This is a genomic window from Micromonospora sicca (genome assembly GCF_003172935.1).
Lineage (GTDB): Bacteria > Actinomycetota > Actinomycetes > Mycobacteriales > Micromonosporaceae > Micromonospora > Micromonospora sicca.
Map to the genome: position 1 here is coordinate 1 of NZ_QGKS01000356.1, position 4,672 is coordinate 4,672.

5 protein-coding genes are annotated in these 4,672 nt (G+C 72.7%); 4 read left to right on the forward strand and 1 reads right to left on the reverse strand.

Translation table 11 applies throughout. The features are described 5' to 3' along the window. Nucleotides 1–16 precede the first annotated feature (16 nt). The 3 genes from DKT69_RS28965 to DKT69_RS28975 all read left to right on the forward strand — a co-directional run bounded on the left by DKT69_RS28965 (nt 17) and on the right by DKT69_RS28975 (nt 2,771). A complete protein-coding gene (locus DKT69_RS28965; RefSeq protein ID WP_109804639.1) occupies nt 17–1,006 on the forward strand; it encodes a PPK2 family polyphosphate kinase in 990 nt (329 codons plus the stop codon). Between the two features lie 129 nt (nt 1,007–1,135). Then, nucleotides 1,136–1,762 (forward strand): DUF47 domain-containing protein, encoded by a 627-nt coding sequence (locus DKT69_RS28970; protein ID WP_109804640.1) that lies wholly within the window; start codon nt 1,136–1,138, stop codon nt 1,760–1,762. A 4-nt stretch (nt 1,763–1,766) separates the two neighbouring features. Beyond that, nucleotides 1,767–2,771, forward strand: a complete 1,005-nt coding sequence (locus DKT69_RS28975; RefSeq protein ID WP_109804641.1) for an inorganic phosphate transporter — start codon at nt 1,767–1,769, stop codon at nt 2,769–2,771. 88 nt (nt 2,772–2,859) lie between these two features. Here DKT69_RS28975 and DKT69_RS28980 read toward each other — a convergent pair whose 3' ends face one another. After that, nucleotides 2,860–3,828: a Gfo/Idh/MocA family protein gene (locus DKT69_RS28980; RefSeq protein WP_109804642.1), complete on the reverse strand. Its 969-nt coding sequence runs from the start codon at nt 3,826–3,828 to the stop codon at nt 2,860–2,862. A 70-nt stretch (nt 3,829–3,898) separates the two neighbouring features. On the opposite strand from DKT69_RS28980, the gene DKT69_RS28985 reads away from it, so the two are divergent. Then, on the forward strand, nt 3,899–4,672 hold a 774-nt coding region (locus tag DKT69_RS28985; RefSeq protein ID WP_109804643.1), incomplete at its 3' end, for an NUDIX hydrolase.

Consider the following 4,672-nt stretch of genomic DNA (forward strand, 5'->3'; position numbering starts at 1 on the left):
GGGTGAGGATCGGGGGATGAGCGGAGTCGAAGGGGCCGGGGTCGTGCCGCCGCACGGCGGCACGATGCGGGAGTTGCTGCGGGTGCGGCCCGAGGGCGGCGCGGTGGACCTGGGGGCGCTCGACCCGCGCTCGACGCCGGGGCTGCCGGCGGCGGCGGGCAGCGGGAAGCGGCGCAGGGCGTGGGCCCACGAGCAGGTCGAGCTGCTCGGCGCCGACCTGGGCCGGCAGCAGGAGATGCTGTACGCGTCGGCGAAGGGCGCCGCCGGCCCGGATGCGCCGACCAGCGCTCCGACGGCGGCGGACGCCCACCTCGACGGCGACCGGCCGCGCCGGGTGCTGCTGGTGCTCCAGGCGATGGACTGCGGCGGCAAGGACGGCACGATCAAGCGGGTGGCCGGCGCGATGAACCCGCTCGGCCTGCACATCCGCTCGTTCGGGCCGCCCAGCGCGGAGGAGCTGCGGCACGACTTCCTGTGGCGGATCCGCGGGGCCCTGCCGCCCCCCGGTTACGTCGGGATCTTCAACCGCTCGCACTACGAGGACGTGCTGATCGCCCGGGTCGGCGCGCTGGTCGACGAGGCCACCTGGCGGGCCCGGTACGACGAGATCAACGCCTTCGAGCGGGAGCTGGCCGACGGCGCGGTGACCCTGGTGAAGGTGATGCTGCACATCTCGTACGCGGAGCAGGGCGAGCGGCTGATGGAGCGGCTGACCGACCCGCGCAAGTACTGGAAGTACAGCCCCAGCGACCTGGAATCGCGGGCCCGCTGGGACGACTACCAGGCGGCGTACGCCGACGCCCTGGCCCGGTGCGACGCGGACGACGCGCCCTGGTTCGTGGTGCCGGCGGACCGCAAGTGGTACCGGGACTGGGCCGTCGCCCACCTGCTCCGGGAGACGTTCGGCGGACTTCACCTGGGGTATCCGGCTGCCGGTTTCGACGTGCAGCGGGAGCGCCAGCGGTTGCGGAGCGGGGACGAGGGGCTGAAGGTGAACGGCAGGTGAACGAGCGGTGAATCCGGCCTGACCAGGGGTGGGCCGGGGAATGCCCGCTCCCGCCGTGTCCTTAGCATGCCCAGAGCAGGCGCCCGGGGGCGTCGGCCACCCTTCCACCGACACGACGAGGTCCGTGCTGTGAAGTTTTCCTTCCGTCCCACCGAGGGCGCCTTCTACGAGCTCTTCACCAGGGCCGCGCAGAACCTGGTGCGGGGTACCGAGCTGCTCAACGAGCTGGCCCTGCCCGGCGTCGACGTCCAGTCGGTCAGCGAGCGGCTGACCGAGGTCGAGCACGACAGTGACCAGATCACCCACCAGCTGTACAAGAAGATCAACTCCACCTTCATCACCCCGTTCGACCGGGAGGACATCTACCGGCTGGGCTCGCTGCTCGACGACGTGATGGACCACCTGGAGGCAGTCGGCAACCTGCTCTACCTGTATGGCCTGACCAAGCTCCCCGCGCTGCCGCGCGAGCTGCACGAGCTGGTGAACGTCCTCGACCTGCAGGCCAAGCTGACCGCCGAGGCGATGCCCCGGCTGAAGTCGATGAAGGATCTCGAGGAGTACTGGATCGAGTGCAACCGGCTCGAGAACGACGGCGACCAGGCGTACCGGATGCTGCTGGTCCGGCTCTTCTCCGGCGAGTACGACGCGCTCACCGTGCTGAAGATGAAGGAGGTCGCCGACGAGCTGGAGGCCGCCTGCGACGCCTTCGAGCACGTGGCGAACACCGTCGAGACCATCACGGTCAAGGAGTCCTGATCCTGTGACTCCCGAACTCATCGCCGTGCTGGCGGTGATCGCGGTGGCCCTGGCGTTCGACTACACCAACGGCTTCCACGACGCCGCCAACGCGATCGCGACCAGCGTCTCGACCCGGGCGTTGACGCCCAGGATCGCCCTGCTGCTGGCCGCCGTCGGCAACTTCGTCGGCGCGCACTTCGGCGCCGGCGTGGCCAAGACCGTGGGCGACGGCCTGGTCACGCTCCCGACCGGCGTGGCCAGCCTCGGGGTGGTCTTCGCCGGGGTGCTCGGCGCCATCGCCTGGAACCTGATCACCTGGTACTTCGGCCTGCCGTCGTCCTCCTCGCACGCCCTCTTCGGCGGCCTGGTCGGGGCGACCCTGCTGGCCACCGGCGGCGTGGTCCAGTGGGCCAACATCGGCGAGAAGGTCATCCTCCCGATGATCCTGTCGCCGATCGTCGGCCTCACCCTCGGCTACCTGCTGATGCTGGCCATCCTCTGGCTCTTCCGGAAGGGGCAGCCGGGCAAGCTGAACCGCGGTTTCCGCTGGGCGCAGACCCTCTCGGCGGCGGCCATGTCGGTCGGCCACGGCATGCAGGACGCCGCGAAGACCATGGGCATCGTGGTGCTGGCCCTCTACACCGGTGGCTTCCAGGACGACAAGACGCACATCCCGGGCTGGGTCTTCTGGACCTCGGCGACCATGCTGGCACTGGGCACGTACGCCGGTGGCTGGCGGATCATCCGGACCCTGGGCCGCAAGATCATCGACCTGGGCCCGCCGGAGGGCTTCGCCGCCGAGACGGTGGCCAGCGCGGTGCTCTACTTCAACGCCCTCGTGCTGAAGGCGCCGATCTCCACCACCCACACGATCACCTCGGCGATCATGGGGGTGGGCGCGACCAAGCGGCTCTCCGCGGTCCGCTGGAACGTCGCCGGCAACATCGTGATCGCCTGGATCATCACGTTCCCGGCCGCCGCGGCGATCGCCTGCCTCTCCTACCTGGTGGTCCGGCCGCTGTTCTGACGCGCCGACCGCCCGTCGAGGGGCCCCCTGCCACGGCAGGGGGCCCCTCACGCGTGGTCGGCGGGTTTGCTGCCCCGGCAGTGGGCCTTCACGGGTAGTCGACCCCGATCCGCTCCCGGATCCCGTCCAGCAGCGCCATCACCTCCAGCGTCGTGGCGTGCGGGACCAGCGGGCTCTCGGTCAGCCCGGCGGCCAGGCAGCGCTGCACCTCGGCGGCCTCGTGCTGGTAGCCGCCGCCGGTCAGGTCGGCGGGAATGGTCTCCGGTTCGGTCCCGAGCCGGTGCAGCACGGCCGAGCCGGGCCGGTAGAAGGGCTCGGGCAGGTCGACGCGGCCGGTGGTGCCGGTGATCGAGGCGGTGATCGCGGTCGCGCCGACCATGCCGCAGCTCAGCGTGGCGACCGCGCCCGAGTCCCAGCCGAGCACGATGCCGGTGTTCTCGTCCACGCCCTCCGGCCCGAGCCTGGCCCAGGCGTGCACGTGCTGCGGCACGCCGAGCAGCAGGTGGGCCAGGCTCAGCGGGTACACGCCGAGGTCGAGCAGCGCGCCGCCGCCCAGCGTCCGGGCCCGCATCCGATGCTCGGGCGGGAACGGCCCGGCCACCCCGAAGTCCGCCCGCACGCTGGTCACCTCCCCGATCGCGCCGTCCGCGATCAGCTCCACCACGCGCAGGATCAGGGGGTTGGTCCGCATCCACATGGCCTCCATCAGGAAGACCCCGCGGGCCCGGGCCGTCTCCACCAGCTCGGTGCTGGTGACCAGGTCCAGCGTGCACGGCTTCTCCACCAGCACCGCCCGCCCGGCGGCCAGGCAGGTCATGGTCGCCTCGTGGTGGGCGGCGTGCGGGGTGGCCACGTAGATCACGTCCAGGTCCGGGTCCGCGGCCAGGCCCGCCCAGGAGCCGTACGCCCGGGGGATGCCGTGCCGGGCGGCGAACAGCTCGGCGCTCGCCGGCGTACGCGAGCCGACCGCGACCAGTTCGGCTCCCGGCACCAGCCGCAGGTCCTCGGCGAAGCGGCCGGCGATGTGCCCGGTGGCCAGGATTCCCCAACGCGTCATGCCGGCACGCTATCCCGGCCCGCCCGGACGCCGGGAGGATGATCCACCGGTCGGGAACTAGGCTCGCGGGATGACGATCGACGGCTTCACCGCACCCCCCGCCCTGGTGGAGCACGCCCGGCGGTTCCGCGCCGAGGGCGGCACCCCGGCGGTGCCCCGGGTCGCGGCCACCGTGCTGCTGCTCCGGCCCGCCGGCGCCGACTTCGAGGTGTACGTCATCCGCCGGGTCGCCGCGATGGCCTTTGGCGGCATGTACGCCTTCCCCGGCGGCGGGGTGGACCCCTCCGACTCCCAGATCCACCTGGACTGGGCCGGCCCGGAGCCGGCCGAGTGGGCCACCCGCCTCGGGCAGCCGCCGGACGCCGCCCAGGCGGTGGTCTGCGCCGCCGCCCGGGAGGTCTTCGAGGAGGCCGGCGTGCTGCTGGCCGGCCCGGACGCCGCGATCGTGGTGGGTGACGTCAGCGGCGACGACTGGGAGACCGCACGACAGGATCTGGAGGGCCGCCGGGTGGGCTTCGCCGACCTGCTCGCCGGGCGGCGGCTGACGCTCCGCTCCGACCTGCTGCTGCCGTGGAGCCGGTGGATCACGCCGGAGTTCGAGCCGCGCCGCTTCGACACGTACTTCTTCGTGGCCCTGCTGCCGGAGGGGCAGCGGACCCGGGACGTCTCCGGCGAGGCCGACCACACCATGTGGGTGCGCCCGGCGGACGCGCTGGCCCGCGCCGAGGCCGGCGAGCTGACCATGCTGCCCCCCACGCTGGTCACCCTGGCCCAGGTGGCGGCGGCCGGCGACCTGGCCGGCGTGGCCCGCGCCGCCGCCGCCCGCGACGCCGCCACCCCGATC

Excerpts from the sequence above, each read along its gene's own strand:
- DKT69_RS28965 (WP_109804639.1), top strand. The coding sequence starts at position 17 with ATGAGCGGAGTCGAAGGGGCCGGGGTCGTGCCGCCGCACGGCGGCACG.
- DKT69_RS28980 (WP_109804642.1), bottom strand. The coding sequence starts at position 3,828 with ATGACGCGTTGGGGAATCCTGGCCACCGGGCACATCGCCGGCCGCTTC.